The organism is Bradyrhizobium sp. NBAIM08, from assembly GCF_020193935.1.
GTDB classification, from domain to species: Bacteria; Pseudomonadota; Alphaproteobacteria; order Rhizobiales; family Xanthobacteraceae; genus Bradyrhizobium; species Bradyrhizobium yuanmingense.
Genome location: NZ_JADYVR010000792.1, coordinates 1 through 414, shown reverse-complemented (window position 1 = coordinate 414; position 414 = coordinate 1). Strand labels below are relative to the sequence as shown.

At 59.7% G+C, this 414-nt stretch carries 1 protein-coding gene; it reads right to left on the bottom strand.

Annotated features, from left to right (window positions below):
• Positions 1-414: hypothetical protein (locus I6F37_RS42085; RefSeq protein ID WP_225154683.1), on the bottom strand; the 414-nt coding region annotated here is incomplete at both ends.

Genomic DNA, 414 nt, shown 5'->3' with positions numbered 1-414 from the left:
ATCACGAAGCTTCCGTCGGGGTTGCGGAGCTTGCTGGTCGTCGCATTCGGCCGGGTAATCCATTGCATGGTCGGCTGGTTATTCACCCGCGGCAGCGTCCAGAGTGGGATGTAGGCGTTGATGTCGACCCGCACGACGGCGTTTTCCGATCGGATGGGATCGAGGAAATAGCGCGACCAGTTCTCCTGGTTGTAACCCAGCTCGACGTGCAGGCCTTTCGCGATCTGCTGCTCGATCGTCACCGTCCGGTTGTTGCCCTTGAACGAGGTGTTTGACGCCAGCCCGTGGATATTGAGCCGGCCCGGCACGATGCTTTGATCCGTGAAAGTCCGCAACGGGTCGTTCGGGTCGGGATTGCCCACGGTCGAGGCGCCGTCGAAGAAGATAATCCCCTGGAATCCCATCTTCTGATAC